Source organism: Vibrio atypicus, from assembly GCF_009811315.1.
In the GTDB taxonomy this organism is placed as follows: Bacteria; Pseudomonadota; Gammaproteobacteria; order Enterobacterales; family Vibrionaceae; genus Vibrio; species Vibrio atypicus.
Map to the genome: position 1 here is coordinate 1 of NZ_BLID01000004.1, position 18,745 is coordinate 18,745.

Annotated in this window: 18 protein-coding genes and 1 pseudogene; 9 read left to right on the top strand and 10 right to left on the bottom strand. The window is 43.1% G+C overall.

Translation table 11 applies throughout. The features are described from left to right. Positions 1–124: 124 nt before the first annotated feature. Positions 125–1,009: pseudogene (locus GVO60_RS09535) on the bottom strand (alpha-galactosidase); the annotation flags it as partial. Positions 1,010–1,264: 255 nt separating this feature from the next. Here GVO60_RS09535 and GVO60_RS09540 point away from each other — a divergent pair. Continuing rightward, positions 1,265–2,143: a sulfotransferase gene (locus GVO60_RS09540; protein ID WP_159653326.1), complete on the top strand. Its 879-nt coding sequence runs from the start codon at positions 1,265–1,267 to the stop codon at positions 2,141–2,143. 166 nt (positions 2,144–2,309) lie between these two features. Here GVO60_RS09540 and GVO60_RS09545 read toward each other — a convergent pair whose 3' ends face one another. After that, positions 2,310–3,305, bottom strand: a complete 996-nt coding sequence (locus GVO60_RS09545; RefSeq protein WP_159653328.1) for a porin — start codon at positions 3,303–3,305, stop codon at positions 2,310–2,312. A gap of 373 nt (positions 3,306–3,678) precedes the next feature. On the opposite strand from GVO60_RS09545, the gene GVO60_RS09550 reads away from it, so the two are divergent. Further along, positions 3,679–4,431: a substrate-binding periplasmic protein gene (locus GVO60_RS09550; protein WP_225874919.1), complete on the top strand. Its 753-nt coding sequence runs from the start codon at positions 3,679–3,681 to the stop codon at positions 4,429–4,431. A gap of 90 nt (positions 4,432–4,521) precedes the next feature. Here the strand turns inward: GVO60_RS09550 and torA are convergent, their stop codons facing one another. Genes torA through torE form a run of 3 tightly spaced genes read right to left on the bottom strand, consistent with a single transcriptional unit; the run spans position 4,522 to position 8,423 of the window. After that, positions 4,522–6,984: a trimethylamine-N-oxide reductase TorA gene (gene torA, locus GVO60_RS09555; RefSeq protein WP_159653332.1), complete on the bottom strand. Its 2,463-nt coding sequence runs from the start codon at positions 6,982–6,984 to the stop codon at positions 4,522–4,524. A 25-nt stretch (positions 6,985–7,009) separates the two neighbouring features. Further along, positions 7,010–8,194, bottom strand: coding sequence for a pentaheme c-type cytochrome TorC (gene torC / locus GVO60_RS09560; protein WP_159653334.1), 1,185 nt, complete (start codon positions 8,192–8,194; stop codon positions 7,010–7,012). Between the two features lie 49 nt (positions 8,195–8,243). Continuing rightward, complete coding sequence (gene torE, locus GVO60_RS09565) at positions 8,244–8,423, bottom strand: trimethylamine N-oxide reductase system protein TorE (RefSeq protein ID WP_159653336.1); 180 nt, start codon at positions 8,421–8,423, stop codon at positions 8,244–8,246. 472 nt (positions 8,424–8,895) lie between these two features. Between torE and GVO60_RS09570 the strand changes: the two genes are divergently transcribed. Then, positions 8,896–9,690: an ABC transporter permease gene (locus tag GVO60_RS09570; protein WP_159653338.1), complete on the top strand. Its 795-nt coding sequence runs from the start codon at positions 8,896–8,898 to the stop codon at positions 9,688–9,690. Positions 9,691–9,908: 218 nt separating this feature from the next. Then, positions 9,909–10,034 carry a hypothetical protein gene (locus GVO60_RS22645; protein ID WP_263971949.1) on the top strand — a complete coding sequence of 42 codons (126 nt, stop codon included), beginning with the start codon at positions 9,909–9,911 and terminating at the stop codon, positions 10,032–10,034. A gap of 55 nt (positions 10,035–10,089) precedes the next feature. Here GVO60_RS22645 and focA read toward each other — a convergent pair whose 3' ends face one another. Beyond that, positions 10,090–10,932, bottom strand: coding sequence for a formate transporter FocA (gene focA, locus GVO60_RS09575; RefSeq protein WP_159653340.1), 843 nt, complete (start codon positions 10,930–10,932; stop codon positions 10,090–10,092). A 494-nt stretch (positions 10,933–11,426) separates the two neighbouring features. On the opposite strand from focA, the gene GVO60_RS09580 reads away from it, so the two are divergent. Further along, complete coding sequence (locus GVO60_RS09580; protein ID WP_159653341.1) at positions 11,427–11,660, top strand: TIGR02647 family protein; 234 nt, start codon at positions 11,427–11,429, stop codon at positions 11,658–11,660. Positions 11,661–11,662: 2 nt separating this feature from the next. Here GVO60_RS09580 and GVO60_RS09585 read toward each other — a convergent pair whose 3' ends face one another. Both GVO60_RS09585 and GVO60_RS09590 read right to left on the bottom strand, forming a co-directional pair. Continuing rightward, the gene (locus tag GVO60_RS09585; protein ID WP_159653343.1) at positions 11,663–12,427 is read right to left on the bottom strand and encodes a substrate-binding periplasmic protein; all 765 of its coding nucleotides are present in this window, start codon (positions 12,425–12,427) and stop codon (positions 11,663–11,665) included. Between the two features lie 50 nt (positions 12,428–12,477). Further along, on the bottom strand, positions 12,478–12,903 hold the full coding sequence (locus GVO60_RS09590) for a PACE efflux transporter (protein ID WP_159653345.1): 426 nt from the start codon (positions 12,901–12,903) through the stop codon (positions 12,478–12,480). A gap of 90 nt (positions 12,904–12,993) precedes the next feature. Between GVO60_RS09590 and GVO60_RS09595 the strand changes: the two genes are divergently transcribed. The 3 genes from GVO60_RS09595 to GVO60_RS09605 are packed head-to-tail and all read left to right on the top strand — an operon-like array spanning position 12,994 to position 15,352. Beyond that, a complete protein-coding gene (locus GVO60_RS09595) occupies positions 12,994–13,878 on the top strand; it encodes a LysR family transcriptional regulator (RefSeq protein ID WP_159653347.1) in 885 nt (294 codons plus the stop codon). Positions 13,879–13,880: 2 nt separating this feature from the next. Further along, positions 13,881–14,708: an NAD-dependent epimerase/dehydratase family protein gene (locus GVO60_RS09600; RefSeq protein ID WP_159653349.1), complete on the top strand. Its 828-nt coding sequence runs from the start codon at positions 13,881–13,883 to the stop codon at positions 14,706–14,708. Positions 14,709–14,725: 17 nt separating this feature from the next. After that, positions 14,726–15,352, top strand: coding sequence for a YdcF family protein (locus tag GVO60_RS09605; protein ID WP_159653351.1), 627 nt, complete (start codon positions 14,726–14,728; stop codon positions 15,350–15,352). Positions 15,353–15,422: 70 nt separating this feature from the next. Here GVO60_RS09605 and clpA read toward each other — a convergent pair whose 3' ends face one another. Together clpA and clpS are read right to left on the bottom strand one after the other, a co-directional pair. Next, positions 15,423–17,690, bottom strand: coding sequence for an ATP-dependent Clp protease ATP-binding subunit ClpA (clpA, locus tag GVO60_RS09610; protein ID WP_159653353.1), 2,268 nt, complete (start codon positions 17,688–17,690; stop codon positions 15,423–15,425). A gap of 41 nt (positions 17,691–17,731) precedes the next feature. Next, entirely contained in the window at positions 17,732–18,052 is a 321-nt protein-coding gene (clpS, locus tag GVO60_RS09615) for an ATP-dependent Clp protease adapter ClpS (RefSeq protein ID WP_159653355.1), read from the bottom strand. Between the two features lie 462 nt (positions 18,053–18,514). Between clpS and cspD the strand changes: the two genes are divergently transcribed. Then, positions 18,515–18,736, top strand: a complete 222-nt coding sequence (cspD, locus tag GVO60_RS09620; protein ID WP_159653357.1) for a cold shock-like protein CspD — start codon at positions 18,515–18,517, stop codon at positions 18,734–18,736. Positions 18,737–18,745: the final 9 nt, after the last annotated feature.

The window sequence follows — 18,745 nt, forward strand, 5'->3', positions numbered from 1 at the left end:
ATCTTTCTTTCTCAGTGAGGTGTGTATATTTCATAGCTTTACTTCTTGGCGGGAGCAAAATCATGATTATCGCATCTCACTGTTTTATTTTTCAGTGGTGTCGCACTTCGTACTTGAATCCAAGATGTTTAACAAACCAATCTTGATGATTCTTAAATATCTCAGATTCAGGCTGAGCAATAAAAGGCGCGAGCCAAATTGCTGGCTTCTTCCCTTTTGCTTTGATGTTTTCAATAACACTCTTAATACCTGACGGGAACTTCTCTGACGGTGTTAACCAGTCGCCCATGAAGGCCTGATAACCATCATCCAACAGCACGTAATCCAGTGCTTTCAGCTCTGAATGCATAGTCTCTACGTTGTCAGAAATATTCTGTTCGTTGACTTCGGCATAGTAGGCATACCAAGAACACCAACCAACAGGGGCCGCTTGCGCTACGCCTTTTCGTGGCGGGTGCTGCTCGCCAAGCAAATCGGCAAACTCTCGATATAACTCAGAGAGGGACGTACCTTGAAGGAAGACGACACCTTCCAGTTGGTTTGTTGCCCAGTCCTGAGGGTAAGTATCCTCGCCATCTATATAGGCACTCACTGTCAAGCGGCCTTCTAGTTCCTGAACTTCAAAATATCCAGCGAATCGATGACAAGAGGTAAAACCAAACAAGGTATAGCCCACCGAATCCTCAACTACCAAATAGTTGTAGTAACGCTTTGCATGGTTACTTGGGTAAATTCGGTAGCTGGTATTGTTATCAGGACAACGACCAATATCGATAGGCTGATCGACGGTACCTGAAGTTTGAGCAAGCATTTGAAAGCCATCGCCCAACACAGTCGCACTGCGTTCAAAGCTATATTCTGTATGACAAAGACAGAAGCGATCACTGAATCTGTAATTACTGAGCCCTTGATAAGAAAAGCGCAAGTGATTGTCTTGTTGAATCACCTGAATATCATAATTTGGAACCATAACGACGCGGCCGTTACTGAGCTCTATTTGTTGCGTCATATCCATGCTCTATAAGTAGAATAACTGCGAATATTAGAGCACCGGACTTTTTTATTGTCTATTTAATCAACAGAGCAATTACCTACTTTCATCACGTTTTTGATTTTATCTTATGACGAAAAAAGGCATTTCTAAAACGCGAATCATTTTGAACACCTCCCAACGAGCAAAACTTAACCAATTGAATTTTATGAACTAATAATTTGGCCCGTGGATTGCCTTGTCTACCCTAGCGACAACGATATTGGAGGCAATATGACGCAGATTAAAAAGCCCGTAGTTTTCATTGGACCAGGCCGCTCCGGTTCGACCATCATTTCGGAAATGGTATTGGCCCACAAAGCCCTTGGCGGCCCAACCAATTACACCGAGTGGTTTCCTAATTACCCGTCTCTTGCTTTATTGTCCCGATTAACCAACAACGCGCATTGGTACCTTTCCGGAGTCAAAGGTCAGCTCAATCAAACATTGCCACTGAACAACGTGATACCGAGGCCCGCTGAAGCTTGGAGCTTTTGGCAAAAGATAACTCGACCTGACATCGACTTTAGCCGCGATTTCCTCCTAAACAAGAGAGCGTCAGAAGAAGAAAAGCAGCGAACTCACTCAGCACTTTCAAAACTATTGGCCATGCAAGGTAAGCCTCAGCTTGGGTTGAAGCTCACCGGACCCGGTCGCATAGAGTATCTTCAAAGCCTGTTTCCCGATGCACGGTTTATCAACGTTGTTCGAGATCCTTGCGCAACAGTTAACTCCCTATTGAAAATTCCTTTTTGGCAACAGCAAGGGGCGAAACAATTGTGGTGGAAAGGCGCGTATTCGAAAGAGGAACTAAATATCTATCGCTCGATACAACACGATTGCATTGCTGGTACCGCTTTTCAATTAAATAAGGTGTTAGAAACGACCAGAGAGGAAATTGAACGCACTGGCGTTAACGCACTTACAGTCAAATACGAAGAGTTTATAGCCAACCCCGTTTACTGCACGCGTAAGATTCTTAACTTTTGCCATCTTAATAACGATTCGAGAGTCGATAAAAAGCTAAGTGAGTGCAAGGTCGTTAATCGCAATTCACGAACTAAGGTTAACACTGAGTTGCTCGATAAGGTGCAACAATGGTGTCCAAGCTAGGCGTGAAATTTAAGGGGAAGGTTAGACAACGGATAAAAAGTGGTAGAAAAGAAAACGCCCTTCAACTCCGAAGGGCAAAAAAGGCAGTGGATTATTGCGCTAAAGCATCCCGCTTTATAAGAAACGGCCCGCATGGCAGGCCGTAATTATACAATTTAGGACTTGATTAGAAGTCGTAAGCAACCTTGAAGAATGCTGCTAGGTCTTCACTGCTATCTTTGTCTTCAGATAGGTCAACACGGAAGTCAACTAGAGCAGATAGCTTGTTAGTGAATTGGTAAGTTGCACCGATGTTAGTCCACTTAGTGTCTTCGTCAGCAGAAGTAAAAGCTTCAGCCTGAGCGTAACCAGCAGCTAGGTATAGTTTGTCAATGGTGTAACCTGCAGATACGCTGTAAAGCATTGAATCATCACCAGAGAATTGCTCGTGTTTAGCAACGTTTGCACCAAGAGCGATGTCGCCTAGTGTAACAACACCGTTAACTAGCATGATTTGCTCTAGGCTATCAGCAGAGTTGTCTTCGTCGTTCTTTTCGTAACCAGCGTTCACTTGGAACTGCTCGTTTTCAAAACCAACATAGCCGTTGAAGCCTTTTTGGCCTGAAGCGTCTGCTTCACGGTCGCCGTAGTAAGATACGCCGTACTTGAAGCCTTCTTTCATGCCTTCAAACTTAACTACTTGATTAACGTCTGAAGCGTCAGATGCAGAAGCACCGTACTCCACAGTTAGGTCAGCTGCGCCGTCAACTGCATCTAGAGCAGAGTCGTTTGCGTAACCGATAGAAGCAACACCGAAGCCAGTTTTGTAACCAACCCAAGTATCGATAACTGTGAATGAAGCATCCATTGAAGAGTAGTTGCTATCTAGATCGAATTCACCAGCAAACTGACCTAGTACATTACCTTTTTGGTAGTTTACAAATAGATCGAAACCAGTTACGCCGTAGTTGTGGAATTCGCGGTCTTCACCGTTTTCGTTTACGCGACCTTCTAGGTACTCGCCACCAACAGCCACTTGACCACCTACTGAGAACTCTTCACCAGAAAGGATAAGGTCGATCATAGATTCACGAGCACGCTCAGAAGCATTTTGGTTTACGTCAGCTGCGATTGCTGAACCAGCAACAAGAGAAAGTGCTACTGCTAATACTGTCTTTTTCATTTTTATTTGTTCCTATAAATTTTTATTTATGAGCGCCAATTACCACCTGCTCGCTCTGGGGACAGAAACTATTCGCCTAACCGATAATTCACAAATAAAACAATCAAAAGATTTCTAATCCAAAGGAACGTTTTTCGAGCCAATTCATAAAAAAAGATAAAAGATGAGCATCAAACAGGCGAAAACAAGACAAAAAAGAGAGCTAAATCACAAGGCTCATCAAAAAAAACTAAAACACTGCTTGCCGTAAAGCTTTTGGAAAAATCAATTTAATTTCATTGATTGTCTCAGATTATGAGAAAAAACAGTCAAAACTAACTGACCGAGCTGACATCAACTAAGCTTTTTATAGGTTATGGATGGGAGCATAGGGTTGAAGAGCGTTTCTTTAATAGCAGTGACCATCACTGTGCTATCTCTATTTAGTGGCATTGCAAATGCTCTACCGCTTCGTATTGCGCAAAGTGAATGGGCGCCTTATGTCATGGACTCCCCGATTGGTAGAGGTATAGCTCATGATATTGTTATGCAAGGCCTTTCTAACTCAGGCTATCAATTTATCTATGAGCAAAAACCTTGGCCACGAGTCCTAAAAGAGACCTTCTATGGAAAAAATGATGTCATCATTGCAATCTGGAAAAGCGATGATCGAGAGAGGCACTACTACTTCACCGAACCATACCTGAACAACACATTAACCGTCATTTCACGTATGTCAGACACGCCCTTTGAATATGAAGATTTAACCAGCCTAAACGACAAACGTGTCGCTTTAATAGAAGACTATGCTTATCCTTCTGAGCTTCTCGCTCATAGTAAAATGCTGCCTATTCCTTCAGATAGCCTATCGACTAGCCTACGTATGGTACTTTCTAACAGAGCTGATGTTTTGATTACCGACGAGTTTGTTGCTCGTTGGATGATTAAGGAGATGAACCTACCGATCAATAAGTTTCAATTCAGTGCTGAACCTTTCTCTTTCACTCCGCTTCACGTTGCGGTACGAAAAGACCATCCATATGCACAACAAATCGTCTATAACCTCAACTACTATTTTCGAAACCTTAGTCGACTCCATATCGAGCTACTCAAAATCAAATATGGCTTATCCCTCTCCGGGCAATAGAGAGCTTTGTTTTATATATGCAAATAACTACAGGCACAAAAAAACCAGTCCGAAGACTGGTTTTTAGTTATCGCATTTTCACTTACATCATTAAGCGACTTCGATTGGACCGCCGAATGAAGTAACAGGTGGTACTTTGCCCGTGAACTTCTCGAAATCAACGATACAAGTATTCGCCGATGTCGCCTGAGCAAGTTCAGAAGAACCGATGTCCATTGTTAGCGTGTTTGGATCGCCGTAAGTACAGATTGCGCCTTCTTTTTCATTAAGAGGACCGTACCATGCACCTTCTTCGATACGAATAACACCGCGTGGGTAGCTGTCAGTCAGTACTGCACCCGCAAGAAGTTGACCACGATCGTTGTATACACGAACCAGATCACCGTCTTTAATGCCTTTTGCTTTCGCATCAGCAGGGTTGATGTACACAGGCTCACGACCTTGAACAGCGTATGTTGCACGGAACTCTTCTGATTCACACATTTGTGAGTGCAAACGCTTGTCTGGGTGACAAGATTGCAGCCAGTATGGGTGTTTATCAGAACCAGGTCCACCATGTGAACGTTCTGTCTTTTCAAACCACATTGGGTGCTCTTGACAGTGTTCGTAACCGTAACGACCAATCTTACGAGAAGTAATCTCTAAGAAACCAGAAGGTGTACCCAGTGGGTTGATTTCTGGATCTTTACGGAAGTCAGCGTGGCGAACCCAAGGCTTACCTTCACCGAAGTCTAGTACGCTCTTCTCCCAGAACTCATTGAATTCTGGCATTTCAAACTTACCTTTGTTCGAAGCACGACAATCGTTGTATAGGCTTTCGATCCATTCCATTTCGCTCATGCCACGAGTGTACTCGTCACGACGACCAAAGCGCTGAGTCAGTTCACTCATGATCTGGAAGTCTGGCTTAGATTGGAATAGTGGATCCACTAAGCGGTGCATTGCGATCAGACCTTTGCTTGAGTAAGAACCGTATACGTCGATATCGTTACGTTCCCACTGAGTACATGCTGGAAGCACGATGTCAGAGAAACGACACGTTGCCGTCCACGCAAACTCAACCGTAACAACCGTTTGAAGCTTCTTAAATGCTTTCTTCATGCGGTTGCGGTCTTGGTGGTGGTGCCATGGGTTGTTACCCGAAATCACCATCATCTTGAAGTCAGGTAGTTTAACTTTGCCGCCGTTGTAACGGATCTCTTTACCTGGTTCTAGTAGACAGTCGATCCAACGCGCAACAGGGATCGTGCGGCTGTAACCGTTGAAGTCGTTGTTGTCCCATTTAGGCTTCATACCTTGGTCAAGGTTACGAGGGAAACCACCAGGGCCTGCAAAACCAGTTGAAGGAACACCGATACTTGAGTAGTGGTGACCGTAAGAGATACCGCCGCCAGGTAGACCTATTTGACCGACCATCGCTGCAACCACTGCTGCTGCCCAGTATGGCTGTTCGCCGTGCTCTTGACGTTGAATACACCAACCCATCAGGATTTGTGTACGGCCGTTTACAAGCATGCGTGCAAATTCGCGGATCTTGTCAGCTTTAACGCCACAGATCTCTTCTGCCCACTCTGGAGTCTTAACAATCTTGTCTTTTGTTTCACCCTGTACGTATTGGATGAACTCGTTGAAGCCAAGACAGTAAGTATCAATGAACTTCTTGTCGTATAGATCTTCGTTGTACAGCACGTGCGCTACTGCCAGCATAAATGCCACATCTGTCATCGGGTTGATGTACATGTGATCATTCTCTAGGTAACGCTGAGTCTTGTTCTTAACAGGGTCAACAGACAGTACGTTGATTTCACCCTTCGCCACTTTCTCTTTTAGTTGAGCCAGGTACTTGAATGATTCGTGTGTCTCACAGTTCCAACCTACTTGTAGGTTTTTCACTGGATCGTTAGCCCATAAAACGATGTTGTCTGAGTTTTCTAAGATCTCAGACCAAGAAGTACCTTGTGCATATACTTCTGTAGAACCCAACACGTAAGGAAGAATGGTTTGACCTGCACCAGTAGAGTAGTCACCTACTTTAGTGATGAAGTTACCATGCATACCTACTGCACGTTGCATGTGCGCTGTACAGTTGTTGAACGCGCCTGTTTGGTTCCAACCTGTTTGACCAGCGTGTAGCGCCCATGGACCGTAGTCTTTCTGTACGCGCTCTAGCTCGCGGTAGAACAAGTCTAGTGCTTCATCCCAAGTCACACGGATGAAACGGTTGTTACCACGTGTTTCTGCGCTGTATTTGTGCTTCTTCAACCAATCTAGGCGCACCATTGGGTAACGTACGCGTGATGGGCTGTAAATAATACCTTTGATACCGTTAAGCATCTCAGTTGGGTTTTTATCAAGTTCTAGAGCTTTGATCTCTTGAACTTTACCCGCGTAGATATGGGCGCGGAATGCGCCCCAGTGTGAACCAGAAACCTTCCAAGTACCTGTAGACTCTGCTGCGCTTGCAGATGCAGAAGCCAATAAGCTCGGACCGATTACCGACGCTGCACTTGTCGTTGCTACGCCTTTAAGAAAACTTCTTCGTGTAATAGCCATTTAAAATACTCCAATCCGACGCTTATTAGTGGTGGCCTTCAGCATAATCTGAAGAGTGCTTCTGTAGGTACTTCAAGATCAGTGCTTCACTGTCTGTATCTAGGTTAACGAATGCAAGCATACCGTCAAACATACCTGGCCAAGTGTTCGCATCGAAGTGCGCTTCAGCTGGTTGAGTGTGACAAACAGAACAGTTTGTTTTGTACGCTTCAGACGATTTTTCCCATACAGGTGTGATGTCATTTAGCATAGATTCTTTCTTGATCCATACTTTCGCAGCCACTTTCTCCCATGGAAGACCAGTTAGCTCATCCACTTTTTTCTCGCCCGTTGTAACAACGTTGCTGTCAGTTGATGCTTCTTTCAGAAGAGAGGCAACAGCGATATTTTTACCGAAGTCTTCTTGAATTACACGACCAAAGCCTTTCGCTTTGCGCCAGCCGTCAATTTCAATTTCAGCGAAGTCGCCTTTGTCAGCAATAACAGTCACTGTAGACGCTGGGTTTAGTAGACCAGCTTCTTTCGTGCCTTCTGCATCAAAGTAGATAGGTAGGTGACGAACACTTACAAGAGATTGGCCCACATCATATTTAGTATTTGATGCTAGAGCTTCTAGGTCACCAACAATACCACCGATGCTGTCCATACCAGCTGGTAGTTTGTGTGCGATACCTTTGTGACAGTCAACACAGCTTTGATCTTTCTCTGCTGCTTGCTTCATTTGAATACGAGCAGTTGGAGACATTTGCTCGAAATCCATAGATTCGTAGTTGTGACAGTTTTTACACTCTAGGGATTTGTTCGCAGAGAAACGATCCCATTCGTGTTTAGCAAGCTCGATACGACGCTCTTCAAACGCACCTGGTTCATCGTAGTTACCAAATACTTGAGCGAATACTTCTTTAGATGCCTGCATCTTACGTGCGATTTTGTCAGTCCAATTGTGAGGAACGTGACAGTCAGGACATGTAGCACGTACACCAGAGTGGTTTTTCCAGTGAACGGTCTCTTGTAGTTCAACGTATACGTTGTCGCGCATCGTGTGGCAGCTGATACAGAATTCTTCTGTGTTTGTTGCTTCAAGCGCAGTGTTAAAGCCACCCCAGAAGATAACACCTGCAATGAAACCGCCCATAGTCAGCACACCCAGGCTGATATGAACTGCAGGGCGCGTCATGGTGCGCCACAGTTTAATAATAAATGATTTCATGGTTTGCTCTCTTAAAATCTTTGCAAAAATGTGGAAATGAGCTCACGGCTTACATGCCGTGCGCACCTGGAGGCCCGAAGAAGAACACTTGCATTGCCCATACAAGGAACCCGTAACCACCAACAAATGCCACACTCAACACAGGGAAGAGAACGACTGCGATGAAGAGGAAAGACTTCCACTCCAGAGAGCGTTTTTCAACACTTTCAATTTTATTAACATCACTCATACATTTGCCTATTTTGTATCTAGTGTTATTGAATAGCTTCTTAAAACAAGCTTAATTTTTTTAGTATCTCTAGTATGAAATGTTAGACCATACTTCTAGTGTGGTTCAATGCATTCCTTGTCATCTTTCCTTGATATTCAATACTTTTTTGAGCTCATCCAGAGATGTGTTTGATTAAACATCTATGTTTCAAGTTGCATTTAAATATTACAGAATGTTAACAGTAAACAGAGAGTTAAATCCACTACAATTCCTTAACAAATAATAGAATTATTTAATAAAACACCCCACTAGAAGCACGTATTTTTCGTACTTTCTGTTTATTTTTAATTCTGTTTCTCAGTTTTGATTGTAAAAGATCATACAGAATGAAAAGCCTATAACATGACACTCTCTATTTATTCAATAAAGCCTAAGTAGCTGAGCTGATGAAACAAAGATAGAATGGTTTTGCTGCTTGGGAGTGACGAAAATGAATAGCGTAATTGATATCTCTTGGCCATTACTTGGCCTCTTTTCCATAACATTAGTTATCCCTTTAATGATCAACCATCATTATCAACTTGGTATGGCAAAAGAAAGCATCATTAGCGTGCTAAGAATGGTCGTGCAATTGGCTCTTGTTGGCCTCTACTTAGAGTATCTTTTTCAGCTCGACAGCATGGGGATCAACCTTATTTGGCTACTTGTTATGATTGCTATCGGGACGAGCTCGATCATAGGCAAAGCGAAACTTCCACTAAAAGCACTTTTTGTCCCTGTTTCTTTAGGGTTACTGGTTGGACTTACTCCCCTACTCACTATTATTTGTCTTTTTATTGTTCAGCCTACGCCTTTTTACAACGCTCAATATCTAATCCCGATGGCAGGTATGTTGCTAGGAAATTCACTAGGGGGGAATATCGTCGCCTTACAGATCTTTTTTGGTGCTCTAGAACAAAGAAGATCTGAGTACGAGGCAGCAATCTCTCTTGGCGCTTCTGTAAAATACGCAACTCTTCCCTTTTTACGACATGCCATCCAAAAATCATTAGCGCCGACTCTAGCTTCTATGGCGACAATGGGCCTAGTGACTCTGCCTGGAATGATGACGGGGCAAATATTAGGCGGAGCAAATCCACTTATCGCCATTAAGTATCAGTTAATGATCATGATTGCGATCTTTGTGATGATGTCGATTTCAATTTCGATCAACCTTAATCTCACTATTCGTAATGCGATTCATCCACACGGTCGCATATTGATCAAATCAACACTAGACAAATAGGATCGTCGATATTCTTGGTCTAAATGATCTTATCCACAGATTCTGTGGATAACAATGGTGATACATTTTTAGTGAAATGCGGCTATAAACAGAAATTCTCAAAAAATAAGAAATTCCTTTGCAAACACACACATATAATTAATTTCGATCAATGTAATAACTCCGTCATCTCTTAACTCTAAATTGATGGTACTCAGCAAAGACCAGGGAGTATAAGCATGTACCAAACATTGAAAGATCAAAGACAATGTGCCGCGGTTGAAGATGAAGAGATGCGAAATTGGCTACTAGATGAACCAGAAGTGATCGTTAGTGCAGAAGAGTTGGAGCGAATGGAGTTCTAATGAAATGGTTTAGTCAATGGGAGCCTAACCATAAGCTAGGCTCCATTTATTATGATTAATCGCGTAGGTAGATAAGCCAATACCACATACCGACAAATAATCCACCGCCAATAATATTACCTAGAGTTACAGGTATTAAGTTATTGAGCACGAAGTCAATCATATTCAAATCCGCGTAATCAGCGATATTTGCGCCAGTCATCTGCCAAAATTCCGCAGGAGCAAAAGTTTTAATCCCAATGGCCATTGGCACTTGGAACATGTTTGCAATACAGTGCTCAAAACCAGCAGAGACAAACATAGCAACAGGCAGGATCATCACCGCAATCTTGTCGGTTAGTGTCACACCACTGAACGTCATCCATACCGCAATACACACCAACACGTTACACATAATACCCAGAGCAACGGCTGACAAAAATGTGTGGTGCATTTTATGCTGAGAAATCGCCATTGCATTCAAGCCTACTTGGCCATGGTCGAACATGTATTGTTTAGTCAACAGCATACAAACAACAAGAAGTAGAGCGCCTACTAAGTTACCACCGTAAACCACCGCCCAGTTTTTAAATAAACACTTCCAAGTGATTTTACCACTAGCACGAGCAACCAAGGTCAACACAGAACTGGTAAACAGCTCACCACCAGTCACAACCACTAAGATCAAGCCTAAACTAAAAGCCAATCCACCCAATAAACGCGAGACTCCCCAAGGCATGTCTACAGCGCCGGTCGTTACGATCGTATAAAAAACAAAGGCAATACCAATATGAATGCCAGCAGAAATAGCTAGGAGAAAAGATTTAACAGGGTCTTTAGTCGCCTTGCCTACACCTATTTCAGCGGCGCGTTCAGCCACTTGAGGCGGAAGTAGAGAATCAAATTGGTTAAGGTTCATCAGAGTAACACTTTGAAACATGTGGATTAGAGGGCGCGGATAATTACTCGAAATGTGATCAATTTCAAGCCTTTAATCTAACGGCTTCTCAAATAGTTTCTACTGTCACGAAAACTTGTCGTATTAAATGGCGTTTACAACATATAAACAGATAAAATCCGCCTCAAAAATAAAACTAAAATCCTTAATAAATCAAACAGTTAAACAAGATCAAATTCAATCAATCTTGTTCTCACCTCGCTTTAGTATAATTTCTCATATTAAAGATTTGTTTTATGCAGTTTTGCTATTATAAAACTGGGCAATCAAGTTAGAGTAAATGGATAAATACTAGGAATGAACTCATATTAAGTGTTCGATCGCTCAATAGATATTCAATTCAGAGCAATTAACTTCTGTTTTTATGCCGTAGGTAACACTTCTCTGCAAATTGCATTGCCGCTGATTATCGCTAGATCTATGGTGATTGTATTAGTTTCATTAAGGGCTTAACTATGAAATACACTCAAGAACACCTATCAGAACTTAACCTTCTACTTCAATTTGACCTAAGCAGTTCTGCAACCGGTATTAAAGTTCACAATGATGCTTCAGAAGAGATGCAAGCAGCCGTTCAGCGCTTGTACAGCAAAGGGCTTTGTACACTTCCTGATGGTGGCTATCTGACAGATGAAGGTATTGAGGTTGCAGAACACGCAGATCGAATCTTACGAGTACTTTCAAGCTAATTTCACTCTAAATTCAAAGCTTCAGTGGTATGAGGTTTTCCCTCGCTTTCTTGAGTCGAGTTAATCATAGCCTCATCACGCTGGATCAGCTTTAATCCTTGATTAAATATATCACGCCAGTTTTTTCCTTCTGGCGTGTTTTTAAACGCCAAATAGAGTTGTTTCTCTTCTAACAATCGACTATTCATTTCCAGCCGTTCTTTCAACACTTGGCTACGAGAGTCCGCATCAATCAAATACTTCAGAACATTCACGTCAATGACAGCGGCATCTAATCGACTTTTCGCCACTTTATTAACATTTCGACTGTCACTTACTGACGCTTCCACGGTTAACGTTCCGTTCAAAACCAGAGCATCAAACTGTTCAGTATTCACATATCCCTGTACGACGCCGATTCGGTACTTTTTCAAGTCATCAAGATTTGTCCATTCAATTGGTTTTTTTTGATTTTGCACTAAACCGAGTGGACCGCTACCAATTGAATCTGAGAAGACAAACTGTTCTGAATCGAACCAATACTCCGGGAAATAGCCAATATATTTATCTTGTTTTGATGCACTAGCCACCGTTCTCACCCAAGGTTTGAAATCGACAACCAATTCATACCCCATTGCGGCAAATGCTGCTTTCGCGATAGAAACGGACGTACCATACTCCGGCAAATCCTTCCCCGAGTATGGCGGCCAATCAAGAGAAGTCATATAAATGCGCTGACTCGCATTTGCAGAGCCCAACATCATAAAAAGCAGTAACAACCACTTCATAACACCTCTCTTGTGCATTTTGTCGGTTTAAAACATTCCGCCTAAAACAACTATGCCCCTGCTTTTTTGCTCCATTGCTTAAAAGGCTGGAATCTATCATAGAGCCAATTGAAGCCTGTGGCATAAAAGAAGAAAAACACCAAAAAACCGGCTTCCAACAAAACAGCTTCCATCAAGCTAATACTCAAAAACCAAGCGATGGTAGGCACGGTAATAATAATCAGCCCACCCTCAAAGCCCGCTGTATGACAAATTCGTTGCTTTAATGTTCTCTTTTTACGATCTGCGCCGAACACACGATCAAATCCTATATTGTAATAATAGTTCCAAACCACAGTGAATAAACTTAAACCGACACCCACGATGGCAAGATCGCTGGTTCCTTTGCCTGTAATCAATGCTGACGCCGGAATCAAAATCGCTAATGCCAAAGCTTCAAACAGTACAGCATGAAATACTCGTTCTTTAGATTGCATGATAATTCTCTTACTCATTTTGTTTTGCTTGTGAACATTTTCATCTAAAATTAAGATGGATAATAATTAGGTACCATCATAAAAAGTGATATGTTTAGTCTTGAGCAACTTGAAGCCTTTGTCGCAACCGTTGAAACCGGATCTTTTTCGTCAGCAGCACGTTCACTGAGCAAAGTGCAATCCGCGATCAGTCAGCACATCATGAATTTGGAGATTGATGCCGGATTCACACTATTTGATCGTTCAGGTCGCTACCCAACACTCACCCCTCAGGGCAAGCAGTTACTCCCTTATGCCGAAGCTACACTGCAGCAGCATCGAAGACTCAAGCAGGGCATAACGCAGATCTTTGAAGATGAACACACCGACCTTTCCATCGCGATTGATGAGGGCGTACCACTTCATCATCTCTCCAAAGCGATTGACGCCGTTATCGAGCAATACCCAGGCGTTAATTTTGAATTCCTCGCAGCATCTAGCGTCGACATCATCGAGTTAGTTGAGTCCAAGCGCGCTTCAACAGGGATTATTTTCTCAGAGGTCGACCTACCGAAAGGGATTGATTTTGAATCAATTGGTCAAGTGGAATTTGATGTCTATGTGGCCTCTCAACATGCCTTAGCGCAATCTACTGCGGAAAACCTTGAAACCTTAACCCTGCATCGCCAACTGATCGTGAGATCAAAAAACAGTAAGACCAGTAGCTTTCAGAAAGCCTACAGCCCCAATGTTTGGTATGCTGACAATTACTATATCCTTATGGATCTGATCGCGAATGGATTTGGCTGGGGTGTATTACCCAAGCACCTCGTTCAACCTTTACTCGATTCCGGCGCAATCATTCGCCTCCCTGTAAAGTTTGAACAACTGACTTGGCATGCAAACGTGGACGTGATTCAACATCCTGCTTTCAGTGCCCTACCGATCCATACCCGACTCAGAGCAGAGATTCGAACACTATTAAGAGGGAGTTAGCCGTGAAAACAGTTTCAATTATCGGTGGTGGATGGCTAGGGAAGCCCCTTGCGCATTATCTCGAAACTACAGGCCACAAGGTATTTGTGAGTAAAACGTCAGACGAAGGCGTCGCACTGCTGCAACAAGAGCAGCTCAATGGCTTCAAGTGTAATCTTGAGCTCAAAAGCGGAACAGCTGATTTGATCACAGCTCTGAAAGAACAAGCCCCAAATATTGTCATTGGCTGTTTCCCGCCAGGATTTCGTTCCGGCAATGGCGAGAGATACGCAGCGCAGTGGAAACAAGTGATTGAAGCTTGTGTTGAAGCAAAAGTTACAAAAGTCGTTATGGTCAGCTCTACAACTGTCTACCCAGATGTTAGCCAAGAAATGTCTGAAGAGCATGCTTCGCTCGCATTGAGTGAGACACATGAACAGTTCAGCGACAAAGCACAAATCATGCTATTAGCAGAGCAGTATGTGAAGAACTCGGGCCTTCATTTCGGCATTGTCCGTTGCAGTGGTTTAATCGGACCAGAGCGACATCCTTCTCGCTTTGCTACGCGTCTAAAACAAGTCAGTGACCTCGCTCCAGCCAACATGCTTCATCTTACCGATGCAATTGGCGCGGTCAGTTTTATTGCCCAGCTAGATAAAAGTGTTGTGGTCAACGCAACCACACCAAATACCGTCAGCAAAGCCGAATTTTATCAAGCTGCTCTCGATAGTGTTGGCTCTAGTGATCCATTACCACCAGTTGTTCATGTCGCCGATAAGAAAATCTTACCTGATACCTTGTTGGAGCTTGGTTATCGCTTCCACCACCAGCATACTCTCGAGTTGCTGTAACACTAGATAGGCATACTATGAAGCTGTACCAACACATCGAACACCTTTGGTCATACATGCAGTTAAACCACGACTTACAAAAGTCAGACTGCATTTTTGTCTTAGGTAGCAATGATGTCCGTGTTGCTGAGTACGCAGCAAGCCTCTACCTTCAAGGCTGGGCTGAAAAACTCGTCTTCTCTGGCGGAATGGGACGCCTTACCGAGGGTGTATTTGAACGAAGTGAAGCGGAAACATTTGCTCAAATCGCTAGAGATCTCGGGGTACCTACAGCTAATATCATCACCGAAAATCAAGCTACCAATACTGGAGAGAATGTCCAATTTACAGCGAAATTAGTCCAGCAACTCAAATTCGATTTTGATTCGTTTATTTTGGTACAAAAGCCTTACATGGAACGCCGAACCATCGCGACATTTACTAAACAGTGGCCCTATACTTTTAGCCATGTCTGCGTCACCTCACCGAAAATGGCGTTCTGTGACTACTTCAATGATGAAATCGATCTCGACACCACAATTAGAGCGATGTTGGGTGATTTTGAACGCATCAAATCCTATCCAGCCAAAGGCTTTCAAACCGTGCAAGAGGTGCCGAATTCGGTTGAGAGCGCTTATCAAGCTGTGTCGGCCGTGTTTCGCTAAGCAAATTGGAAATACATTGAAAGCAAAAAAGCCAGAGCAGTGCTCTGGCTTTTATTACAGTGCTTTTCGATTAATGAATAGCGGCTTCTTTCTCACTAAGATACTCGAACTTTAGCTCATCATCTTTCAGCTCAACTTTCACCGTACCACCGTCAACCAATGAACCGAACAGTAGCTCATTAGCCAATGGTTTCTTCAGTTGCTCTTGGATAACGCGGCTCATAGGACGAGCACCCATTGCCTTGTCGTAGCCTTTAACCGCTAACCAGTGGCGAGCATCATCAGATACTTCAAGCGATACGCCTCGAGCATCCAACTGAGCTTGCAATTCAACAATGAATTTATCCACGACTTGATGAATCACATGCTCATCTAGGCTGTTGAACCAAATAATATTATCTAAACGGTTACGGAACTCTGGCGTAAAGACTTTCTTGATAACCGACATCGCATCGTGACTGTGATCTTGTTGGATCAAACCGATCGATTTCTTCACTGTCTCTTGAACGCCAGCATTGGTTGTCATCACCAAGATAACATTACGGAAATCTGCTTTGCGGCCATTATTATCCGTAAGAGTACCGTTATCCATCACTTGCAGTAACAAGTTAAAGATATCTGGATGCGCTTTCTCGATTTCGTCCAGAAGAACCACGGCATGCGGGTTTTTAATCACTGCATCCGTTAGTAGACCACCTTGATCGTAACCAACGTAACCAGGAGGAGCGCCAATCAAACGGCTGACAGAGTGACGTTCGCCGTACTCAGACATATCAAAGCGCAGCAGTTCAATTCCTAACAATTTAGAAAGCTGAACCGTGACTTCCGTTTTACCAACACCTGTTGGGCCCGCGAATAGGAATGAACCTACCGGCTTGTTATCTGCTCCTAATCCAGCGCGAGTCAGCTTAATTGCTTCACTCAGTACATCAATTGCATCATCTTGACCAAATACCAGCATTTTCATCTTCTGATCAAGATTTTGTAGAATTTCTTTGTCTGATGAAGAAACTGATTTCTCTGGAATGCGAGCCATCTTAGCTACCATTGCTTCAATATCTGCGACACCAACGGTTTTCTTACGACGACTTGCAGGAGCCAAACGACTACGAGCACCCGCTTCGTCAATCACGTCAATGGCCTTATCAGGTAAATGACGTTCATTAATGTACTTCGCCGACAACTCAACCGCAGCACGTAGCGCTTTATTGGTATAGCGAACCTCATGGTGCGCTTCGTACTTCGGTTTAAGCCCCATCAGGATCTTAGTTGTGTCATCAACCGAAGGCTCAACGACATCGATTTTTTGGAAGCGACGTGACAGTGCACGCTCTTTCTCAAAAATGTTGCTGTACTCTTGGTAAGTTGTCGAACCAATACAGCGTAACTTACCACTACTTAGCAATGGCTTAATTAGGTTCGCAGCATCAACTTGACCACCCGACGCTGCACCAGCACCAATGATGGTATGGATTTCATCGATGAACAGAATTGCGTCTTCTTCTTTCTCAAGTTGTTTCAAAATCGCTTTGAAGCGTTTTTCGAAATCGCCACGATATTTAGTACCCGCAAGCAGTGAACCGATATCCAAAGAGTAGATCACGCTGTCTTTAATGATTTCAGGGACTTGCCCTTCAACAATGCGCCACGCAAGGCCTTCAGCAATTGCCGTTTTACCCACGCCAGCTTCACCGACTAACAATGGGTTGTTCTTGCGACGACGACACAGAACTTGAATGGTACGCTCAAGCTCTTTGTCACGACCAATCAATGGATCGATTTGACCTTTTTTGGCCACCTGATTTAGGTTGGTTGCAAAGCTTTCTAAACGCTCTTCTGGGTTAGTTTCTTCAACGCTATCGCTACTGAATGAATCTGACGAAGAAGCATCATCAGAGCTTGAAGCTTTAGTAATGCCATGTGAGATGAAGTTAACGATGTCCAGACGGCTGATATCGTTTTTCTTCAAAAGATAAGCGGCGTGAGATTCTTGTTCGCTAAATATCGCTACCAGCACATTGGCACCAGTCACTTCGCTGCGACCTGAAGATTGAACGTGAAAAACAGCACGTTGAAGTACGCGTTGGAAGCTCAATGTAGGTTGAGTCTCACGCGTTTCGTCGTTTTCTGGGATAAGTGGGGTTGTTTGGTCAATAAAAATATCAAGCTCATTGCGTAGAGCTTCAATATCAGCCTGACAGGCCTGCAAAGCCTCTCTAGCCGCATCATTTTCCAGCAATGCTAGCAGGAGGTGCTCGACAGTCATGAATTCATGTCGTTTATCGCGAGCTCGAGAAAACGCACTGTTTAGACTCGACTCTAGTTCTTTATTAAGCATAAGTACCTCCTTCAACAACAACTAAGTTGTACGAACAAACGTTAGGCTTGTTCCATCGTACAAAGCAAAGGATGCTCATTTTCCTTGGAATACATGGTGACCTGGGCCACTTTGGTTTCAGCAACTTCAGCAGTAAATGTGCCACAAATTGCCTTCCCCTCATAATGCACTTTAAGCATTACCTGTGCTGCTTTGTCCGCATCCATTGAAAAAAAACGTTCCAAAATTTCAATTACAAAGTCCATCGGGGTGTAATCATCGTTATTTAACACAACGTTATACATAGATGGCGGTTTAATTTTTGTTTTTTCTAACTCCAGAAGATCTGAATCCGGAGTCACCCATTCAAAATGCTTGCTCATGATTTATCGCGTTGACGTATGACTTAACCTTAATTTTACCACTTCATCGAGCAGAAGTTTTGAATTTAGCTCTTACATTTGAGGACAAATTGGTTAAGAAATCATTTGCCCATACTTAGAGACTAATGCAGCAATTGGGTCGCTGCAAATAAAAGATTCTACTGTTTCAGTTTTATCTATCTAATTGATTAAAAAGAAACCAAAAAGCATTGATAGCCTTAATATGTCAAATTAAGAGATAGTCCCACTAGTTATAAAAATGTAAATCTCAAAAGTGATTTGTTTGCAAATATGTAGACTCTAAGACCTTTTTCTTATTGACTGTGCTCCCTCATTGGCTAAATTGGTCAAATAGTGACTAAAAGTTTGGCAGCGGCTGAATGGAAATTCACTTTTTGTTCACATTGGAAACTGTGAGCGTTTAAACAACATCAGTAACAAAATGCATGAGGGATGTATAGCATGGCTACAGGTACAGTAAAATGGTTTAACAACGCCAAGGGATTTGGTTTTATCTGTCCAGAGGGTGACGATGGCGATGTGTTCGCGCACTACTCCACTATTCAAATGGATGGTTATCGTACTCTGAAAGCAGGCCAACAAGTTAACTTTGAAGTGGAACAAGGTCCAAAAGGTAATCACGCAAGCGTCGTGACACCAGTGGAAGCTCAATTAGCTAAATAAACCGCTGCC

Bases quoted from the DNA above. Each gene is read 5' to 3' on its own strand.
- GVO60_RS09540 (WP_159653326.1), top strand. From the start codon at position 1,265: ATGACGCAGATTAAAAAGCCCGTAGTTTTCATTGGACCAGGCCGCTCC.
- GVO60_RS09545 (WP_159653328.1), bottom strand. From the start codon at position 3,305: ATGAAAAAGACAGTATTAGCAGTAGCACTTTCTCTTGTTGCTGGTTCA.
- torA (WP_159653332.1), bottom strand. From the start codon at position 6,984: ATGGCTATTACACGAAGAAGTTTTCTTAAAGGCGTAGCAACGACAAGT.
- torC (WP_159653334.1), bottom strand. From the start codon at position 8,194: ATGAAATCATTTATTATTAAACTGTGGCGCACCATGACGCGCCCTGCA.
- torE (WP_159653336.1), bottom strand. From the start codon at position 8,423: ATGAGTGATGTTAATAAAATTGAAAGTGTTGAAAAACGCTCTCTGGAG.
- GVO60_RS09570 (WP_159653338.1), top strand. From the start codon at position 8,896: ATGAATAGCGTAATTGATATCTCTTGGCCATTACTTGGCCTCTTTTCC.
- GVO60_RS22645 (WP_263971949.1), top strand. From the start codon at position 9,909: ATGTACCAAACATTGAAAGATCAAAGACAATGTGCCGCGGTTGAAGAT.
- focA (WP_159653340.1), bottom strand. From the start codon at position 10,932: ATGAACCTTAACCAATTTGATTCTCTACTTCCGCCTCAAGTGGCTGAA.
- GVO60_RS09580 (WP_159653341.1), top strand. From the start codon at position 11,427: ATGAAATACACTCAAGAACACCTATCAGAACTTAACCTTCTACTTCAA.
- GVO60_RS09585 (WP_159653343.1), bottom strand. From the start codon at position 12,427: ATGAAGTGGTTGTTACTGCTTTTTATGATGTTGGGCTCTGCAAATGCG.
- GVO60_RS09590 (WP_159653345.1), bottom strand. From the start codon at position 12,903: ATGCAATCTAAAGAACGAGTATTTCATGCTGTACTGTTTGAAGCTTTG.
- GVO60_RS09595 (WP_159653347.1), top strand. From the start codon at position 12,994: ATGTTTAGTCTTGAGCAACTTGAAGCCTTTGTCGCAACCGTTGAAACC.
- GVO60_RS09605 (WP_159653351.1), top strand. From the start codon at position 14,726: ATGAAGCTGTACCAACACATCGAACACCTTTGGTCATACATGCAGTTA.
- clpA (WP_159653353.1), bottom strand. From the start codon at position 17,690: ATGCTTAATAAAGAACTAGAGTCGAGTCTAAACAGTGCGTTTTCTCGA.
- clpS (WP_159653355.1), bottom strand. From the start codon at position 18,052: ATGAGCAAGCATTTTGAATGGGTGACTCCGGATTCAGATCTTCTGGAG.
- cspD (WP_159653357.1), top strand. From the start codon at position 18,515: ATGGCTACAGGTACAGTAAAATGGTTTAACAACGCCAAGGGATTTGGT.